This window comes from Streptomyces agglomeratus (genome assembly GCF_001746415.1).
GTDB lineage: Bacteria > Actinomycetota > Actinomycetes > Streptomycetales > Streptomycetaceae > Streptomyces > Streptomyces agglomeratus.
Genome location: NZ_MEHJ01000001.1, coordinates 4308011 through 4326030, shown reverse-complemented (window position 1 = coordinate 4326030; position 18020 = coordinate 4308011). Strand labels below are relative to the sequence as shown.

Genomic DNA, 18020 nt, shown 5'->3' with positions numbered 1-18020 from the left:
GGCCGACGGGGTGCTCCAGGCAGCGTCTTCGCGTCTGGTTCCATGCCGCCAACGTGCCACGACACAACACTCCGTGCTCGGCCATGTCCGCCGAAGGGGCGATCACTTGCTGTGACCGCGGCCGAGAAACAGCACTGCGGGGCGGCATCCGGTGGGAATGCCGCCCCGCAGGACCACTTTCACGCAATGACTGCCTCGGCGGTGTCTACTTCAGCACCGTGATCCGGTCGGCCGCCGGAGGCGTGATCGGGCCGGCCGCGCTGGAGTTCTGCGCCAGGTAGGCGTTGAAGACGTCCAGGTCGGAGGCGCCGACCAGCTTGTTCTTGTGCTCCTTGAAGACCGGGAAGCCGTCGCCGCCGCCCGCGAGGAACTCGTTCATCGCGACGCGGTACGTCTTGGCCGGGTCGAGCGCGACGCCGTTCAGCTTCACCGAGGCCACGTCGACGCGCGCGGCGCCCGTCTTCGTCATGTCCAGGGTGTAGGTGAAGCCCTTCGAGACCTGAAGGATCTTCGGCGACGCCTCGTTGGCGCCGCTGACCTGCTGCTGGAGCGCGGTGATGAGCTGGGCGCCGGTCAGGTCGACGACGTTCATCATGTTGGTGAACGGCTGGACGGTGAACGCCTCGCCGTACGTCACAACGCCGTCGCCCTCACTGCCGCTCGCCTTGAAGACGAGGTCGGAGCGGATGCCGCCGGGATTCATGAAGGCGATCTGCGCGCCGCCCTTGTCGGCCGGGGCCAGGCCCTCCAGCTGCGCGTCCGCGATGAGGTCGCCGAGCGGCTTCTCGGGGGCCGTCGAGCCGCGTCCGTTGATGTCGGCGGAGATGAAGCCCTGGGGCTTGCCGGCGATCGGGGCGGCGAGCGCGTTCCAGCGGCCGATGAGCGAGGTCATGTCCGGCGCCCAGATCTTGGCCTGCTCCTGGTCGCGGACGACGATGTGGTTCGCGCTCTTGACGCCCGTGCGCACGATGTCCTGGGTGCGGCGGTCGTAGGTGAGCGTGGTGTCCGTGTAGAGCTTGCCGTACGAGGACGCCGAGGTGACCATGCGCGGCTTGCCCGCCGGGTCGGGGACGGTGCAGACGTACGCCTGGTGCGTGTGGCCGGTGACCAGCGCGTCGACCTTCGGCGTGATGCCCTTGGCGATGTCGACGATCGGGCCGGAGATGCCGTCGCCGGCGCCCGGCGAGTCGCAGTCGTAGTTGTACGACGAGGAGGCCGGCGAGCCGCCCTCGTGGATGAGCGCGACGATCGACTTGACGCCCCGGCGGTCGAGTTCCCTGGCGTACTTGTTGACCGTCTCGATCTCGTCGTGGAACTTGAGGCCCTTGATGCCGTTCTCGGTGACGATGTTCGGAGTGCCTTCGAGGGTCACGCCGATGAAGCCGATCTTGACGCCGTTCTTCTTCCACACCGTGTACGGCTTGAGGATCGGCCTGCCGGTCTTCTCGTTCGTGACGTTGGCGGCCAGGTAGGGGAAGTCCGCGCCCTCGAACTCCTTGTCCTTCTCGAAGCAGCCCTCGACCGGGTGGCAGCCGCCGTTCTGCATGCGGGCCAGCTCGGTGGCGCCCTCGTCGAACTCGTGGTTGCCCACGGCCGACACGTCGAGGTCGAGCTTGTTCAGCGCCTCGATCGTCGGCTCGTCGTGGAAGAGGCCGGACATGAGCGGGCTGGCGCCGATCATGTCGCCGCCGGCGGCGGTGACGGAGTACCGCTCACCCTGGCGCGCCTTGCGCAGCGAGGTGGCCAGGTGTTCGACGCCACCGGCCGGGATCGCCTTCACGGTGCCGTCGGGCTGCGTCTCGCTGACCGTGCCGGCCGAGCCCGCCGGGGGCTCCAGGTTTCCGTGCAGGTCGTTGAAGGACAGCAGCTGCACGTCCACGGTCCGCGAGGGCTTGTACGTGTGCCGCGCGTCGCCGGCCAGGTCGCCCTCCTCGGCACCGGAAGCCGGCATGGCGGCGACGAGGGCACCGAGGGTGGCGAGACCCGCGGCGGAGGCGAGTATGCGCCGGGCCGCTCGGTGCTTGCGGGTGGTACGAGGGTTCGCTGACATCTGTCCCCTTGTGAGTTCAGCGTGATCGACGAACTGCAGCCTAAAGTCAACGCGCGTAGCGCAACAGGGGGTGACGGGTTACAAGCTGGTTGCCGTACGGCGGCCGTACGCTCGTACTCATGACGACTGACCCCACGACCCCCGCCTCCCTCAGGAAGATCCAGACCCTCGACGCGCTCGACGAGGAGCAGGCCCGGCAGGTCCTCGGGCTGCTCGACGAGGCCGCCCGCGTGGACGGTGTGCAGGCCGTGTCCGAGCAGGGCCGGCTTCAGCTGCGCGGCGGACACCGGGAAGGCATCCGGCACTTCCTGCTGTACGTCGGAGACGGGCCCCTCCTCGGTTACGCCCAACTGGAGGACACCGATCCCGTCGAGGCCCCCGCCGCCGAGCTGGTCGTACACCCCTCGCACCGCGGTCACGGGCACGGCCGCACGCTCGGGTCGACCGTGCTGGACGCGTCGGGCAAGCGGCTGCGGGTCTGGGCGCACGGCGGGAAGGCGGCGGCGCGGCACCTCGCGCAGGTGCTCGGGCTCACGCTCTTCCGCGAACTGCGGCAGATGCGGCGGCCGTTGGCCCCGCTGGACATCCCCGAGCCGGTGTACCCGGCCGGCGTGAGCGTGCGGACGTTCGTACCGGGGCAGGACGACGCCGCCTGGCTGTCCGTCAACGCGGCGGCGTTCGCGCACCACCCCGAGCAGGGCGGCATGACGCAGCGCGACCTGGACGACCGCAAGGCCGAGCCGTGGTTCGACCCCAAGGGCTTCTTCCTGGCGGAGCGCAACGGGGAACTCGTCGGTTTCCACTGGACGAAGGTGCACGCGGAGGAGCAGCTCGGCGAGGTGTACGTCGTCGGCATCCGCCCCGACGCGCAGGGCGGCGGCCTCGGCAAGGCCCTGACCTCGACGGGGCTGCGGCACCTGGCGGCCGAGGGCGTGCCGACCGCGATGCTGTACGTCGACGCCGACAACACGGCGGCGGTGACGGTGTACGAGCGGCTCGGTTTCACCACGCACGAGACGGACCTGATGTACCGCACGGAGTCGTGACCAACACGGTTTTCGGAGGGGGTGGTTGACACCGCCCCCTCTTTTGCATCACCCTTCCACTACTTAAATAGTGAAAGGAGGTTCAGGCGCATGGTCGAATACCGCATCGACCGGCGATCCGGCGTCGCCACCTACCTCCAGATCGTGCACCAGACCAAACAGGCCCTGCGCCTGGGCCTGTTGGAGCCCGGCGACAAGCTGCCGACCGCCCGCGAGGTCGTCGAAGCCACCGCCATCAACCCCAACACCGTGCTCAAGGCCTACCGCGAGCTGGAACGCGAAGGGCTGGTCGAGGCGCGGCGGGGGCTCGGCACCTTCGTCCGCAGGTCCCTCGGCGGCGCCCCCGCCCAAACCCCGCTGCACGCCGAGCTCACCGCGTGGGCGGCTCGGGCGCGCGAGGCGGGGCTGGACAGGGACGACGTGGCCGCGCTCTTCACATCCGTACTGGACGACCTGTTCGAGGGAGATCACGCATGACCGATACCGCCATCGAGGCGGTCGCGCTGGGCAAGAGCTACGGGCGGCGGGGCCAGGCCCTGCGCGCGTGCTCCTTCCGGCTGCCCGCAGGACGCGTCTGCGCGGTCGTAGGCCCCAACGGCGCCGGCAAGTCGACCCTCCTCGCCCTCGCGGCCGGACTGCTCCGCCCCACCGAGGGTTCGCTCACCGTGCTGGGCACCGACCCGGCGAGCGCCCGCGACCGCATCGCCCACGTCGCCCAGGACAAGCCGCTCTACCCGCAGCTCACCGTGGGCGACACCCTACGCCTCGGCGCCGAACTGAACCCGGGCCGTTGGGACGCCCGTACCGCCGACCGGGTCGTACAGGAGGGCGGACTCGACCTCGGCGCACGCGTCCGCACGCTCTCGGGCGGCCAGCGCACCCGCGTGGCTCTGGCTCTCGCGCTCGGCAAGCGGCCCGAACTCATGCTGCTGGACGAGCCGATGGCCGACCTCGACCCGCTCGCCCGGCACCAGCTCATGGGCACCCTCATGGCGACGGCCGTCGAACACGGCACGACCGTCGTGATGTCGTCGCACATCATCGGCGAACTCGCCGACGCCTGCGACCACCTGCTCCTCGTCTCCGGCGGGGGCATCCGTCTCGGCGGTCCCATCGACGACCTGGTCGCGGCACACACCCTGGTGATGGGCCTGGGCCCGGCATCGGACCTGGCCCCGCACACCGTCGTCGAAGCGCGCGCCACCGGGCGCGGAACCACTGCCCTGATCCGCCGCGAAGGCCCGGTCGGCGGCGACTGGGACGCCGAAGAGCCCTCCCTGGAGGAACTGTTGCTCGCCCACCTGCGCTCCCCGGACGCGCCGCCGCTGCTCGCCCCGGGCACGACGGCCCGCCCGGAGCGGGGGGTGGCCGCGTGAGCACCCTCACCGCCCCGGAAACCCGCCCCGAGACCCCGGAAGCCACCCGGCCGGGCGCCGCGCGCGGACCACTCCGGGTACTCCTGCGCATCCACCGCACGGCCCTGTGGTGGGCCCTCGGCGTCGTCGCACTCGCCACCACGGTGACGGCCTTCCTGCGCTGGGCGGCATGGGCCTACCCGGAGGAGCCGGGCAACTGCGACCCCCAGTGCGACACCTTCCTCGGCTTCGCCGACGCGCAGACGCTGCTGACCGAGTACGTGAAGAACGGCTCCCTGCTCCTCCTGCTGCTGCCCCTGGTGGTCGGCGCCTTCGTCGCGGGGCCGGTCGTCGCCCGGGAACTGGAGACCGGGCTGCACCGCCTCGTCTGGACCCAGTCGGTCCCTCCCGCCCGCTGGCTCGCCGCGAAGCTCGGCGCCGCCGCGGCGCTCGCCGCGGGCGGCGCGCTGGCCCTCATGGGCGTCCTCCGGCTCGGCGCGTGGAACCTGTTCGGCACCTGGAACCTGAACTGGCCCGACCGAGGCGTCTACGAGGCCACCGGCCCGGCCCTCGTCGCGTACTGCCTGCTCGCCGTCGCCGTGGGCGCGCTCGCCGGCCTGCTGGTACGCCGCACCGTGGCGGCCATGGCCGCCACCGGCGCGGTCGTGGGCGCGGTCCTGGTCACCCTCGGCAGCGTGCGGTGGGACCTGGTGCCGGTCCGTACGATGACCGGTGTCGCCTCCACCGCCGACTTCACGCCGCCCGCCCACATGCCCGTCAACTCCTTCATGACCGACCTGGGCGTGCACAACGCCGCCGGCGAACGCTTCCGGGCCCGCGAGTGCGTCCCCGAGCGGCTGCCCGGCGCCTCCTGCCCGACCGACGTGAAGATCACCGGCTGGTACCTGGACTACCACCCGCACGAGCACTTCTGGTACGTACAGCTGATCGAGACCGGCATCCTGCTGGCCCTGACCGCACTGGCCGTGTACGCCGCCCACCGCGTCCTGCGCCGCCTGCACGGCTGACCGGCCCGCACGGCCGGACGGCCGCGGGGCCCCGTCCCACGGGGGTGGGCGGGGCCCTGCGGCCCAGGCGCGGACCCGGCACCGCAGCCTGTATGTCATGTCTCCGTTACCGCGTATTCAGACACGCTTGCGACGCTCTCGGAATGCAGCCCGCTGTGCCACCCTCCCCGAACGGGAGAGCCTCCCGCACATCACCCCTCCTCGGCGCGCCCGGCACCCCCCAGGCGCGGAACAATGGGGTCATGAGCCAGCAGCCGAGCGCCGATGTCCCTGTCCAGCATGCTCAGCCGTCCGTCGGTTCCATCGCCGTGCACCGCCCGCACACCCTGGCGGGCTCCCCGGTGACCAATCTGGATCCCGACATCGACGCCGATCTGGACGCGTACGCCGAGTACGCGGAGGGACCCGCGGCCGACACCGAGCTGCCGCAGGGCCGCTTCCTCGACCGGGAGCGCAGCTGGCTGGCCTTCAACGAGCGGGTGCTCGAACTCGCCGAGGACCCGGCCACGCCCCTGCTCGAACGAGCGAACTTCCTCGCGATCTTCGCCTCGAACCTGGACGAGTTCTTCATGGTCCGGGTGGCGGGCCTGAAGCGCCGCATCGCGACCGGTGTCGCCACCCGGTCCGCGTCCGGCCTCCAGCCCCGCGAGGTGCTGGAGCTGATCTGGACCCGCTCGCGCGAGCTCATGGCCCGGCACGCCGCCTGCTACCAGCAGGACATCGCCCCCGCCCTCTCCGACGAGGGCGTGCACCTCATCCGCTGGCCGGACCTGACCGAGAAGGAACAGGCGCGCCTCTTCACCCTCTTCCGCCAGCAGATCTTCCCGGTGCTCACCCCGCTGGCCGTGGACCCCGCGCACCCCTTCCCGTACATCTCGGGGCTGTCCCTCAACCTCGCCGTGGTCGTACGCAATCCGGTCAGCGGCCACCGCCACTTCGCCCGTGTCAAGGTGCCGCCGCTGCTGTCCCGCTTCCTGGAGGCGTCCCCGCAGCGGTACGTACCCCTCGAGGACGTCATCGCGGCGCACCTGGAAGAGCTCTTCCCCGGCATGGAGGTCCTCGCGCACCACATGTTCCGGGTGACCAGGAACGAGGACCTCGAAGTCGAGGAGGACGACACCGAGAACCTCCTCCAGGCGCTGGAGAAGGAGCTCATGCGCCGCCGCTTCGGGCCGCCGGTGCGCCTGGAGGTCGAGGAGTCCATCGACCCGTACGTCCTGGACCTGCTCGTACGCGAACTGAAGATGTCCGACGCCGAGGTGTACCCGCTGCCCGGCCCGCTGGACCTCACTGGACTCTTCGGCATCGCGGCGCTGGACCGGCCGGAGCTGAAGTTCCCGAAGTACATCGCGGGCACCCACCGGGACCTCGCGGAGGTCGAGTCGGCGTCCGCGCCGGACGTCTTCGCCGCCCTGCGGGAGCGCGACGTGCTGCTGCACCACCCGTACGACTCCTTCTCGACCTCCGTGCAGGCGTTCCTGGAGCAGGCGGCGGCCGACCCGGACGTGCTGGCGATCAAGCAGACGCTGTACCGGACCTCGGGCGACTCCCCGATAGTGGACGCGCTGATCGACGCCGCCGAGTCCGGCAAGCAGGTCCTCGTCCTCGTCGAGATCAAGGCCCGCTTCGACGAGCAGGCCAACATCAAGTGGGCCCGCAAGCTGGAGGAGTCCGGCTGCCACGTCGTGTACGGGCTCGTCGGGCTCAAGACCCACTGCAAGCTGTCCCTCGTCGTCCGGCAGGAGGGCGACCTGCTGCGCCGCTACTCCCACGTCGGTACGGGCAACTACCACCCGAAGACGGCCCGCCTGTACGAGGACCTGGGACTGCTGACGGCCGATCCACAGGTCGGCGCCGACCTCTCCGACCTGTTCAACCGGCTGTCCGGCTACTCGCGCCGCGAGACCTACCGACGGCTGCTCGTCGCGCCCAAGTCGCTGCGGGACGGACTGGTCGCCCGTATCAACAAGGAAGCCGCGCACCACCAGGCGGGCCGTCCCGCGTACGTCCGGATCAAGGTCAACTCGATGGTCGACGAAGCGATCATCGACGCCTGCTACCGGGCGGCGAAGGCGGGCGTTCCGGTCGACATCTGGGTACGCGGCATCTGCGCCATCCGCCCCGGAGTCTCCGGCCTCTCGGAGAACGTCCGGGTCCGCTCGATACTCGGCCGCTTCCTCGAACACTCGCGGATCTTCGCCTTCGGCAACGGCGGCGAGCCCGAGGTCTGGTTCGGCAGCGCCGACATGATGCACCGCAACCTCGACCGCCGCATAGAGGCGCTTGTACGGGTCACCGACCCGGCGCACCGCGCGTCCCTCAGCCGGCTGCTGGAAACCGGAATGTCCGACTCGACGGCCTCCTGGCACCTCGGCCCCGACGGCAACTGGACGCGGCACGCGGCCGACGCCGACGGCCAGCCGCTGCGGCACGTACAGGAGATGCTCATTGACGCCCGGAGGCGCCGGCGTGCGAAACCATGACACCGCATCACGCCCCCGCACCCGCGTGAGCGGCGATCCCGCCGTCCCGCCCCCGGACAGCGGGCACCTGCCGCCGACCGCGGCGCCCCGCCGCGACCTCCACCCGGACGTCCTCACCCGCGAGCTGCTGGCGCCGTACCTGCACGACCAGGCCACGGACTTCCTGCGCAGCCTGCGCGTGCACCGCGAGAGCGGCCAGGACCCGCAGGGCGCAGCGGACGCGGCCGGGGCGGCGCGCGCGCTGCGCGGCTCGGCCCGCCGGATCAGCGCGACGCTGCACACGTTCCGGCCGCTGACCGACACCGGCTGGGCGGACACCCTGCGGTCGGAGCTGGCCTGGCTCTCCGGCGTCCTGGCCCGCGAGCACGCCTACGCCGCCCGCCTGAACCGGCTGCTGGAGGCCCTGAACCGGCTCTCGGGAGCGGGCGCCGGTCCGGTTCCGGTGTCCCCGGCGCGCGGCGGCGGGAAGTCGGAGCCGGGCAGTTCGCTGACGGTGGGCGCGGCGCGGGCCGGTGCGCTGCTGGAGCGGCAGCTGACCCTGGCCCGGACCCGGGCGCACTCGGCGGCGCTCCAGGCGCTGGGTTCCTCGCGGTTCCACGCGGTCGCCGACGCCGTGGCCTTACTCGCCTCGGACGTTCCGCTCGGCCCGGCCGCCGCCGCCCCTGCCGCCGAGGTGCTCGCGCCGCTGGCGACGGGCGCCGAGCAGCGGCTCAGGGAGGCGGTGGCGGCGCTGCCGCTGGGACGCGCCGCGCACCCGTACAACGCCGAGGCCCTCGTCCACGGCCTGGCCCCGGCGCCGAGCAGCGAGGCGCAGGACGCCCCCTGGCACCACGTACGCCTGCTCCTGCGCCTGCACCGCTACGCGCGGGAGGTCATCGCCGCCCCCGCCGACACGCTCACCGCGGCCCGGGCCCTGGACCGCCACCGGGACGCGGCCGAGGCGGCCACCGCGGCGGCGTCGGCGGCCCGCACCCCGCGCATCGCCCCGGCGACGGCGTACGCCCTCGGCGTCCTGCACGCCGACCAGCGCCACGAGGTCGAGGCGGCCCGGTTCGCCTTCCAGCAGGCGTGGCAGCCCCTGCCGGCGGCGGCGCCGTGACCGGCCCCGAGGACACGGTCCTCGCCGCCGGCTGCGTGCTCTGGCGCCGGTCGCCGTTCGACGGCGGCCTGGAGATCTGCCTCGTGCACCGGCCGAAATACGACGACTGGTCGCATCCCAAGGGCAAGCTCAAGCGCGGCGAGGACGCACTGGCTGGCGCGCTGCGCGAGGTCCTGGAGGAAACCGGCCACCACTGCGCGCCGGGCGCCGAACTGCCCACGATGCGGTACGTCGCGAACGGCCGCCCCAAGCGCGTGTCCTACTGGGCGGCGGAAGCCACGGAGGGTGACTTCACCCCGGGCGACGAGGTGGACCGGATCCTCTGGCTCTCGCCCACGGCGGCCAGAAACCGCCTGACGCAGCCCCGCGACCGCGACCTGGTGGACGCCCTGCTGGACTCCCTCCACCGCGCGTAACCGCCCGTAGTACCGCAAAGGAAAGACGCACCGCGGTGCAGACCCCCGCGTTTCGGGCACCTTCCGTACGGGGAGCCTCCCCCGGCCACGGCCCCGGCCGCCCGCCCGGCCGCATGCCCCGCCCCACACCCGCCCAGACCCGCCGCACCCCCGCCCCCGCCGCCGGCCGCGGTGCGGACCGCACACCACACCGTTCGGCACGGTTCACCTCCCGTTCACTCTCCCCCGTCGACGGCTTCACCTGTTCTGCCTAATTTCGGACGTACACAGTGCGAGGCACATCGCGAGATGTCCGCCCCACTGGGTAGCTGGGACCCGAGAACTCATACCTCTTCGCACGCCGCCACCACACAGGACCGGCGGCTCCTGGAAGGAACACCCGAAAGTGAAGCTTCAGCGCAAGAACCGGCTTCGCGCCACCGCGCTCGGCGCCCTCGCCGTCTCCGGCGCCCTGGTCCTCACGGCGTGCGGCTCGGACGACAACACTGCTTCCACCGGTGGGGCCGGTGAGAACACCAAGGCCGCCAGCAACATCAAGTGCGACGACGCCAAGGGCAAGCTCCTCGCGTCCGGGTCGAGCGCGCAGAAGAACGCCATGGACCTCTGGGTCAGGAACTACATGGCCGCCTGCACCGGCGTCGAGGTCAACTACAAGTCCTCGTCCTCCGGTGAGGGCATCGTCGCGTTCAACCAGGGCACGGTCGGCTTCGCCGGCTCCGACTCGGCGCTCAAGCCCGAAGAGGTCGCCGAGTCGAAGAAGATCTGCAAGGGCGGCCAGGGCATCAACCTCCCGATGGTCGGCGGCCCGATCGCGCTCGGCTACAACCTGGAGGGCGTCGACGACCTGAACCTCGACGCCGCCACCGTGGCCAAGATCTTCAACAGCAAGATCAAGAAGTGGAACGACCCGGCGATCGCCAAGCTCAACCCGGGCGCCAAGCTCCCCGCCAAGGCGATCCAGCCGTACCACCGCTCCGAGGACTCCGGCACCACGCAGAACCTCGGCAAGTACCTCGGCGCCACCGCCAAGAAGGACTGGCCGTACGAGGCCGAGAAGAAGTGGCCCGCGCCCGGCGGCCAGGCCGCGTCCGGCTCCTCCGGTGTCGCCGCGCAGGTCAAGCAGGAGGACGGGGCGATCGGTTACTTCGAGCTCTCGTACGCCAGCTCGCAGAACATCTCCACCGTCAAGATCGACACGGGTGCGGCCGAGCCGGTCGCCGCGACCTCCGAGAACGCCTCGACGGCCATCGCCGCCGCGAAGATCGAGGGCCAGGGCAAGGACCTCGCCCTGAAGCTCGACTACGCCACCAAGGCCGACGGCGCGTACCCGATCGTCCTGGTGACCTACGAGATCGTCTGCGACAAGGGCAACAACGCCGAGACCCTCGGCACCGTCAAGTCCTTCCTGACGTACACCGCCAGTGAGGACGGCCAGAAGGTCCTCTCCGAGGCCGGCTACGCGCCGATCCCGGCGGAGATCAACGCGAAGGTCCGCGAGACGGTCGCCACCCTCTCGTAACACCCGAGCAGCACGGCACAGCGGCTGCCGGCCCGGCGCACGGGCCGGCAGCCACCACCCATCCGGTGCACCGCCGCCAGGGGAGCCCGCTCCCCCACACAGACCGGAAAGACCATGGCTATTACCTCGTCACCCTCACCACAGGCCCCACCAGTCATAGAACCGAGCGGCACGTCCACCGGCCGCGCGGGAGACAAGGTCTTCGTCGGCCTGTCCCGCGGGTCCGGCATCCTGCTCCTGGTGGTCATGGCGTCGATCGCCGCCTTCCTGACCTACCGCGCCGTACTGGCCATCTCGAAGGACGAGGGCAACTTCCTCACGACCTTCGACTGGAACCCGGCCGGCGACCCGCCGGTGTTCGGCATCGCGGTCCTGCTCTACGGCACCGTCGTCAGCTCGATCATCGCGATGGTCATCGCGGTACCGATCGCTGTCGGCATCGCCCTCTTCATCTCCCACTACGCGCCGCGCAAGCTGGCCTCGCCCCTCGCGTACGTAGTGGACCTGCTGGCAGCCGTGCCGAGCATCATCTACGGCATCTGGGGCGCCCTCTTCCTCGTCCCGTACCTGGCCGGGCTGAACTCCTGGCTCGACGAGTACATGGGCTGGACGTACATTTTCGACAAGACGGAAATGGGCGCAGCCCGGAACCTCTTCACCGTCGGCATCCTGCTGGCGATCATGATTCTGCCGATCGTCACCAGTGTCAGCCGTGAGGTCTTCCTCCAGGTCCCCAAGATGAACGAAGAAGCCGCACTCGCGCTCGGCGCGACCCGCTGGGAAGTCATCCGCATGTCGGTGCTTCCCTTCGGCCGCTCGGGCGTCATCAGCGCCTCGATGCTGGGCCTGGGCCGCGCGCTGGGCGAGACGATGGCCGTCGCCACCGTCCTCTCCCCGAGCTTCCTCATCTCCGGCCATCTGCTGGACCCGGGCGGCGGCACGTTCGCCCAGAACATCGCGGCGAAGTTCGACGAGGCCAACGAGTTCGGGCGCGACGCCCTGATCGCCTCGGGCCTGGTCCTCTTCGTCCTCACCCTGCTGGTCAACGGCGCGGCACGCCTCATCATCGCCCGCCGCAAGGAGTACTCGGGGGCCAACGCATGAGCAACACCGCCGTACAGGACAAGCGGCCCTCGCCCTCCGTCCGTCCGCAGAGCCTGTCCCGCAAGGGCCTGCCCCGCTGGGCCCCGTCCGCCTTCGCGGTCGTCTCGATCGCGCTCGGCTGCGGCCTCGGCCTGGTGGCCGGCTGGGAGAGCCGCATCCAGTGGGGTCTGCTCTCGGCGCTGTTCTTCGTCCTCATCACGTACTGCACCGCCACGGCGGTCGAGGGCAAGCGCCAGGCCAAGGACCGCGTCGCGACCAGCGTCGTCTGGGTCTGCTTCATCCTGGCGATCGTTCCGCTCCTGTCCCTGATCTGGGTCACGGTCAGCCGCGGCATGAAGGTCATGGACGCCTATTTCCTGACCCACTCCATGGCGGGCGTCCCCGGCTTCGAAGCAGGCGGCGGCGTCTACCACGCCCTCATCGGCACCCTGGAGCAGGTCGGCCTCGCCACCGTCATCGCCGCCCCGCTGGGCCTGCTCACCGCGATCTACCTGGTGGAGTACGGCAGGGGCCAGCTGGCCAGGGCCGTGACCTTCTTCGTGGACGTCATGACGGGCATCCCGTCGATCGTCGCGGGTCTGTTCATCCTCTCGATCATGCTGATCGCCGGCCTCCAGCCCTCCGGCCTGATGGGCGCCCTGGCCCTGACCATCCTGATGGTCCCGGTCGTGGTCCGCTCCACCGAGGAGATGCTCAAGCTCGTACCGAACGAGCTGCGCGAGGCGTCCCTGGCCCTCGGCGTACCGAAGTGGCGCACGATCCTCAAGGTCGTCCTCCCCACGGCGGTCGGCGGCATCACCACGGGCGTCATGCTCGCGATCGCCCGTATCGCCGGTGAGACCGCGCCGATCATGCTGCTCGTCTTCGGCAGCCAGCTGATCAACTCCAACCCCTTCGAAGGCGCCCAGTCCTCGCTCCCCTTCTACATCTGGGAGCAGTACCGGGTCGGCAGTGAGGCGTCGTACGACCGCGCCTGGGCCGCCGCCCTGGTCCTGATCGCCTTCGTCATGATCCTCAATCTGGTGGCCCGCGGCATCGCCCGCTGGAAGGCCCCGAGCACCGGCCGCTAAGGCCAGCAGAAAGCAGTGATTCAGATGGCCAAGCGAATCGACATCAGCGGCCTGTCGGCCTACTACGGCACCCACAAGGCGATCGACGACATCTCGATGACCGTCGAGCCCCGCTCGGTGACGGCCTTCATCGGGCCGTCCGGCTGCGGCAAGTCCACCTTCCTGCGCACCCTCAACCGCATGCACGAGGTCACCCCCGGTGGCCGCGTGGAGGGCAAGGTCCTCCTGGACGACGAGAACCTGTACGGCAAGGACGTCGACCCCGTCGCCGTACGCCGCACGGTCGGCATGGTCTTCCAGCGCCCGAACCCCTTCCCCACCATGTCGATCTTCGACAACGTGGCGGCGGGCCTGCGCCTCAACGGCTCGTACAAGAAGAACAAGCTGGCCGAGGTCGTCGAGAAGTCCCTGCGCGGCGCCAACCTCTGGAACGAGGTCAAGGACCGCCTGAACAAGCCCGGCTCCGGTCTCTCCGGCGGCCAGCAGCAGCGTCTGTGCATCGCCCGCGCGATCGCGGTGGAGCCGCAGGTGCTGCTGATGGACGAGCCGTGCTCGGCCCTGGACCCGATCTCGACCCTCGCCATCGAGGACCTGATCGGCGAGCTGAAGTCGCGCTTCACGATCGTCATCGTGACGCACAACATGCAGCAGGCGGCGCGCGTCTCGGACCGTACGGCGTTCTTCAACCTCGCGGCGGTCGGCCAGCCCGGCAAGCTCGTCGAGATAGACGACACCGAGCGGATCTTCTCCAACCCGTCCGTCCAGGCCACCGAGGACTACATCTCCGGCCGCTTCGGCTAGAAGCCGGCCGCCACACCTGTCCTGCGGTGCTGCATGGCGGTGCCACCGCAAGGCAAAGGGCCCGCCCCCCACTCCTCTTGAGGAGTGGGGGGCGGGCCCGTCTTCGTCCGTACGCCGGACCGCTAGCCGAAGGCCAGCAGTACGACCCAGTAGCACGTCGCGGCCACCAGTGCGGCGGCCGGCATCGTGATGAACCAGCCCAGCACGATGTTCTTGGCTACACCCCAGCGCACCGCACGCGACCCCTTGGTGGAGCCGACGCCCATGATCGCGGAGGTGATGACGTGGGTGGTGGAGATCGGCGCGTGGAACATGAACGACGCCGTGTACATCACGGACGCGGCCGTCGTCTCCGCCGCGAAGCCCTGCGGCGGGTCCAGCTCGATGATCCGCCGGCCGAGCGTCCGCATGATCCGCCAGCCGCCCGCGTACGTACCGAGCGAGAGCGTCAGCGCACAGGCGATCTTGACCCACATCGGGATCGCGTCGCCCTGACCCTCGACATCGGCGATGACCAGCGCCATCACCACGATGCCCATGGTCTTCTGCGCGTCCTGGAGACCGTGGCCAAGCGCCATGCCGGCCGCGGACACGGTCTGGGCGATACGGAAGCCCCGCTTCGCCTTGTGCGGGTTGGCCTTCCGGAACATCCACAGGATGACGACCATCACCAGGTAGCCGAGCAGCAGCCCGACGAACGGTGAGATGAACATCGGGATGACGACCTTCTCCAGCACCCCCGACCAGATAACCTCGGTGCCGCCCGCGAGCGCCGCGCCCACCATGCCGCCGAAGAGCGCGTGCGAGGAGGACGACGGCAGACCGAAGTACCAGGTGACGAGGTTCCAGACGATCGCACCGACCAGCGCGGCGAAGAGGATTCCCATCCCCTTGTCGCCGTGCGGGGTCGCGATGAGCCCTTCACTGACGGTCTTGGCGACGCCGCTGCCCAGGAAGGCACCGGCGAGGTTCATCACGGCGGCCATGGCGAGGGCCGCGCGCGGGGTCAGCGCCCGCGTGGAAACCGAAGTCGCGATGGCGTTCGCGGAGTCGTGAAAGCCGTTTGTATACGTGAATCCGAGCGCGACCCCGATGGTCACGATGAGCGCAAAGGTGTCCACCGGAGGTCAGGACTCCTTGACGGCGATCGTCTCGACCGTGTTGGCGACGTGCTCGAAGGCGTCGGCCGCCTCCTCCAGCACGTCCACGATCTGCTTCAGCTTCAGCACGTCCATGGCGTCGTACTTGCCGTTGAACAGGTGCGCGAGCAGCTTCCGGTGGATCTGGTCGGCCTGGTTCTCGAGGCGGTTGACCTCGATCCAGTACTCGGTGAGGTTCGTCATGGTCCGCAGGTGCGGCATGGCCTCGGCGGTCAGCTCGGCGGCCCGGGCCAGCACCTCGATCTGCTGCTCGACACCCTTCGGCAGCTCCTCGATCTGGTACAGCACGACCAGGTCGACGGCCTCCTCCATGTAATCCATGATGTCGTCGAGCTGCGACGCGAGGTTGTAGATGTCCTCGCGGTCGAACGGCGTGATGAACGAGGAGTTCAGCTGGTGGAAGATCGCGTGGGTCGCGTCGTCCCCCGCGTGCTCCGCTGCCCTCATCCGCTCCGCGATCTCGACTCGGGCGGAGGAGTCCGCTCCGAGCAGTTCCATCAGGAGCTTCGAGCCCGTGACGATGTTGTCCGCAGATGCGGAGAACATGTCGTAGAAGCTCGTCTCCCTGGGGGTCAGACGAAAGCGCACGTGGGGTCCTCGGGGTGCATTGGATTCGGTCAGGGTGATGCTAGGCGCATCATCCGGCCACGGCTAACCGGCGTTCTTCAGTGTCGCCCATCAGGCACAGTGCTCTGTACGGGCCCCCGAGCCCCTACCCACAAAATTCGCTACCATATACCCACGAGGGGTATACAGCCCCTTTCAGGACAACGGGAGGACGCGATGACGACCACCGAGGCGGCCGGCGCGACGACGAGCGACGCGCCCTCCGGAGCTTCCGAAGCCGTGGTGACCGACCACGACCTGGGTGTGCACGGATACCACAAGCAGAAGGACGAGCACCTCAAGCGACTGCGCCGGATCGAGGGCCAGATCCGCGGCCTCCAGCGGCTGGTCGACGAGGACGTCTACTGCATCGACATACTCACCCAGGTCTCGGCGTCGACGAAGGCGCTCCAGTCCTTCGCCCTCCAGCTCCTGGAGGAGCACCTGCGGCACTGCGTGGCGGACGCCGCGGTCAAGGGCGGCGGGGAGATCGACGAGAAGGTCGAAGAGGCCACCAAGGCGATCGCCCGCCTGCTGCGCACCTGACCGAGGCCGAGTACCGACGCCGCACTTCTTAGACGCCGCACTTCTTAGACGCCGCACTTCTGAGACGCCGCGCTTCTGAGCGGGCCCCCGGGCCGGGGCCTTCACCCCCCGGGCCGGGGCCTCACTTCTCGGCGGCTTCGACCGTCCCGGCCGTGGCCCCCACCTTCAGCACCTCGTCGATACGGTCCGGGCTGAGCCGGTCCCCGTCGGCGGCGGACGCCGCGATCATCAACTCACCGCACAGCTCGATCTCGGCGAGGGCGACGTGGTCCTGGACGGGCGTACTACTGCCGAGCGGAGCCACATTCATCACCTCTTTCAGCCGTCTTCAGCCGTCGTCGGCTTCCTAGCGTAGGCAGAGCGGCACAGACCGCGCATGGCACGGACGGACCATTTCCCCGCCACCCGGGGCGGGGCGGCGCGTCCCCCACCCCGCGCCCGGACTCACGCCTGGATCTTCCCGGCGTAGATGTCACGGGCTGCCGGCAGCCGCACCTCCACGGGCACTCCGAACGCGTAGAGCAAGGTCGTGGAGGCGACGGCCACGGTACGTCCCGCATTGGCGAAATCGAACCGGTGGCGGACCTTGCGCAGCCGCCCCTGGTCGTCGAGGTACGCGTCGAACGGAACGGCGTCCTTGGCGAACCCTTTCGCCGCCGCGGCGAGCGCACCGCGGACGTGCGGCGAGGCGACGCGGGCGGCGCGGGCGATGTCGGTGACCCCGCGGTAGTGCCGGACACCGGTCCCGGCCACATCGGTCCGGCCCACGTACGTCGCGTGCTTCGTCCCGCGCAGCAGCTCGGCGGCGGTCAGCGGGTCCGTGGCCCCGCCGGTGACGAGATTCCCGTCGTCCAGGGTGGTCGTGTCGATCCGCACCCACTTGTCGGCGGGCACGCCCGCGCCCCGGTTCTTCATGTACAGCGCACCGGGCGCGAGCAGCTCGGTGATGGGACGGTGCTTGTCCGCGCCGTCGGGGTCGGGCGGCAGCATCACCTTGAGCTGCCCCATGCGCTTCCTGAAGTCGTACGTCCCTTCGCCCCGGATGGTGACACGCGTGCCGCCGGTGGCCATGACCATGGACGTACGGGCCTCCGAGCTCCCCGCGGCCACCAGCGCGTCCGCCGCGCCCCGCACCGTGACCAGGGGGTCACTGCCCTGCTGGTCCTCGGCGACGGCACCGTCACCGGAACAACCGGCGGAGGCGATCAGCCCCGCCGCGACGGCCACGGCGACCGCGCCGCCCTTGACCCTGTGCTGCTGCACCACCATCGCCGCCAACCCCCAACGCCCTGCCACCCGGTGTCCGATCCCACCCGCCCCGCCTAACGACCCCCCACCACCCCGGTCACGCCCACCGGGGCCAGACCGCCCGGGAGGGGGGCGCCCGGGTGGCACGGCTTCGGCGAGTACGGAGTCGGGCGACCGCCGACCACGGCCGCCAAGTACCCCGGTACGGTGGACGCGTGCTTCAAGAGGCCACTCAGGACGCCACCACCCACCGCACCGGCACCACCGAACGCGGCTCCTTCTGCTTCGCGCACTGCTCCTGCGGCTGGCGCGGACCGGCCCGCCGCTCCCGCGAACGAGCCCGCACGGACGCGGAGCTGCACGCGACAACGGCCTGACCCCACCCCGAGGCAGCCAGCACCGCCGCGCCGCTCCCACTCGCCGCCACTGGCCCGCGCTCGTGCGCGCCCGGCGCGGTACACGGGACGTCACGGGCCGAACCGCCGTACC

General features: G+C 70.4%; 18 protein-coding genes. 13 read left to right on the top strand and 5 right to left on the bottom strand.

Annotated features, from left to right (window positions below; translation table 11 throughout):
• Positions 1-205: 205 nt before the first annotated feature.
• On the bottom strand, positions 206-2050 hold the full coding sequence (locus tag AS594_RS18810) for a bifunctional metallophosphatase/5'-nucleotidase (RefSeq protein ID WP_069932553.1): 1845 nt from the start codon (positions 2048-2050) through the stop codon (positions 206-208).
• Between the two features lie 119 nt (positions 2051-2169).
• On the opposite strand from AS594_RS18810, the gene mshD reads away from it, so the two are divergent.
• The 11 genes from mshD to pstB all read left to right on the top strand — a co-directional run bounded on the left by mshD (position 2170) and on the right by pstB (position 13971).
• A complete protein-coding gene (gene mshD, locus AS594_RS18805) occupies positions 2170-3096 on the top strand; it encodes a mycothiol synthase (RefSeq protein ID WP_069930603.1) in 927 nt (308 codons plus the stop codon).
• 90 nt (positions 3097-3186) lie between these two features.
• Positions 3187-3573, top strand: a complete 387-nt coding sequence (locus tag AS594_RS18800; protein ID WP_069928140.1) for a GntR family transcriptional regulator — start codon at positions 3187-3189, stop codon at positions 3571-3573.
• On the top strand, positions 3570-4472 hold the full coding sequence (locus AS594_RS18795) for an ABC transporter ATP-binding protein (RefSeq protein ID WP_069928139.1): 903 nt from the start codon (positions 3570-3572) through the stop codon (positions 4470-4472). Before AS594_RS18800 ends, AS594_RS18795 begins: the two co-directional genes overlap by 4 nt.
• Complete coding sequence (locus tag AS594_RS18790) at positions 4469-5479, top strand: hypothetical protein (protein WP_069932554.1); 1011 nt, start codon at positions 4469-4471, stop codon at positions 5477-5479. The genes AS594_RS18795 and AS594_RS18790 overlap by 4 nt, the downstream gene beginning before the upstream one ends.
• Positions 5480-5721: 242 nt before the next feature.
• Positions 5722-7962 (top strand): RNA degradosome polyphosphate kinase, encoded by a 2241-nt coding sequence (locus AS594_RS18785; RefSeq protein ID WP_069932555.1) that lies wholly within the window; start codon positions 5722-5724, stop codon positions 7960-7962.
• 25 nt (positions 7963-7987) lie between these two features.
• Positions 7988-9061: a CHAD domain-containing protein gene (locus tag AS594_RS18780; RefSeq protein ID WP_079148455.1), complete on the top strand. Its 1074-nt coding sequence runs from the start codon at positions 7988-7990 to the stop codon at positions 9059-9061.
• Positions 9031-9477 carry an NUDIX hydrolase gene (locus tag AS594_RS18775; protein WP_240509046.1) on the top strand — a complete coding sequence of 149 codons (447 nt, stop codon included), beginning with the start codon at positions 9031-9033 and terminating at the stop codon, positions 9475-9477. Before AS594_RS18780 ends, AS594_RS18775 begins: the two co-directional genes overlap by 31 nt.
• Positions 9478-9862: 385 nt before the next feature.
• Complete coding sequence (gene pstS / locus AS594_RS18770) at positions 9863-10996, top strand: phosphate ABC transporter substrate-binding protein PstS (protein WP_069928136.1); 1134 nt, start codon at positions 9863-9865, stop codon at positions 10994-10996.
• A 114-nt stretch (positions 10997-11110) separates the two neighbouring features.
• Positions 11111-12100: a phosphate ABC transporter permease subunit PstC gene (gene pstC, locus AS594_RS18765; RefSeq protein WP_069928135.1), complete on the top strand. Its 990-nt coding sequence runs from the start codon at positions 11111-11113 to the stop codon at positions 12098-12100.
• A complete protein-coding gene (gene pstA, locus AS594_RS18760; protein WP_069932556.1) occupies positions 12097-13170 on the top strand; it encodes a phosphate ABC transporter permease PstA in 1074 nt (357 codons plus the stop codon). The genes pstC and pstA overlap by 4 nt, the downstream gene beginning before the upstream one ends.
• 24 nt (positions 13171-13194) lie before the next feature.
• Positions 13195-13971 carry a phosphate ABC transporter ATP-binding protein PstB gene (pstB, locus tag AS594_RS18755; RefSeq protein WP_069928133.1) on the top strand — a complete coding sequence of 259 codons (777 nt, stop codon included), beginning with the start codon at positions 13195-13197 and terminating at the stop codon, positions 13969-13971.
• A gap of 122 nt (positions 13972-14093) precedes the next feature.
• Here the strand turns inward: pstB and AS594_RS18750 are convergent, their stop codons facing one another.
• Positions 14094-15092, bottom strand: coding sequence for an inorganic phosphate transporter (locus tag AS594_RS18750; protein WP_069928132.1), 999 nt, complete (start codon positions 15090-15092; stop codon positions 14094-14096).
• A 6-nt stretch (positions 15093-15098) separates the two neighbouring features.
• Positions 15099-15719 carry a DUF47 domain-containing protein gene (locus AS594_RS18745; protein WP_028814660.1) on the bottom strand — a complete coding sequence of 207 codons (621 nt, stop codon included), beginning with the start codon at positions 15717-15719 and terminating at the stop codon, positions 15099-15101.
• A gap of 195 nt (positions 15720-15914) precedes the next feature.
• Here AS594_RS18745 and AS594_RS18740 point away from each other — a divergent pair, with 195 nt between their 5' ends.
• A complete protein-coding gene (locus AS594_RS18740; RefSeq protein ID WP_069928131.1) occupies positions 15915-16283 on the top strand; it encodes a metal-sensitive transcriptional regulator in 369 nt (122 codons plus the stop codon).
• A gap of 121 nt (positions 16284-16404) precedes the next feature.
• Here the strand turns inward: AS594_RS18740 and AS594_RS18735 are convergent, their stop codons facing one another.
• A complete protein-coding gene (locus tag AS594_RS18735; RefSeq protein WP_069928130.1) occupies positions 16405-16593 on the bottom strand; it encodes a hypothetical protein in 189 nt (62 codons plus the stop codon).
• 134 nt (positions 16594-16727) lie between these two features.
• The gene (locus AS594_RS18730; protein WP_069928129.1) at positions 16728-17552 is read right to left on the bottom strand and encodes an SCO4651 family lipoprotein; all 825 of its coding nucleotides are present in this window, start codon (positions 17550-17552) and stop codon (positions 16728-16730) included.
• A 194-nt stretch (positions 17553-17746) separates the two neighbouring features.
• Between AS594_RS18730 and AS594_RS44715 the strand changes: the two genes are divergently transcribed.
• Positions 17747-17908, top strand: coding sequence for a hypothetical protein (locus tag AS594_RS44715; RefSeq protein WP_167368031.1), 162 nt, complete (start codon positions 17747-17749; stop codon positions 17906-17908).
• The last annotated feature ends 112 nt before the right edge of the window (positions 17909-18020 follow it).